The 647-nt window shown below is 53.5% G+C and carries 2 protein-coding genes; both read left to right on the top strand.

The features are described from left to right. The coding region (locus ZBI01S_RS09650; RefSeq protein WP_222822398.1) for a GH-E family nuclease at positions 1-323 on the top strand (323 nt) is incomplete at its 5' end. A 42-nt stretch (positions 324-365) separates the two neighbouring features. Further along, a partial coding sequence (locus ZBI01S_RS09915; RefSeq protein ID WP_159421498.1) for a hypothetical protein occupies positions 366-647 on the top strand: 282 nt, incomplete at its 3' end.

Here is a 647-nt window from a genome sequence, read left to right as displayed (position 1 = left end):
TTCGAAACGGCGACCTCGCTCTCCCAGAACCAGGCCCAAACCAGATGTACGTGAAACTCCACCCCGACGATCACTCACATGCAAAGGTGTTCGAAGCAAATGACGCACGCTGGCGAATCGTGGAATGGGACCCAAACAACCCCACGTCACCAAGAGACTGGGATATGGGACATATACCAAAACAGGAATACTGGAAACTCAAAGATTTCTACCTGAGCGGCAAAATGTCACAGAAAGACTTCATGGACACTTATCTCGATCCTGCAAACTACGAAGTCACGGATCCATACCGCAATCGTTCACATCTTGACGAAGCGGAGTAGTTCCTTCGTCACACCCCACCAATAGAAGGTTTCAAACAGACGATGACCAGCCCATACGTTGCAGTGCGCAAAGGCACACTCACAGCATTTCTCGAAGCCTGCGCACAGCGCCCAGATCTAGACCCGTTCGAGTACTTCCTGGACGGATTGACAAATCAAACCCCCGCAAACCGAGTCGCGATCACAACATGGATGCTCGACAACGGCGTCCCAGCGTCCTACGTCGAACGCGACCCCCGCTCCCGCTACAACGCGCTCCACCTCCTGTTCGTGCAACGTGAACACGACTACGAACTCGAAGCACCGCTGCTTCGACGCTTGCTT

Origin of the sequence: [Zimmermannella] bifida NBRC 103089 (assembly GCF_001570925.1) — a bacterium.
Classification (GTDB): domain Bacteria; phylum Actinomycetota; class Actinomycetes; order Actinomycetales; family Microbacteriaceae; genus Gulosibacter; species Gulosibacter bifidus.
The sequence above is the reverse complement of the archived record's forward strand: the minus strand, read 5'-3'. Positions and strand labels throughout refer to the sequence as shown.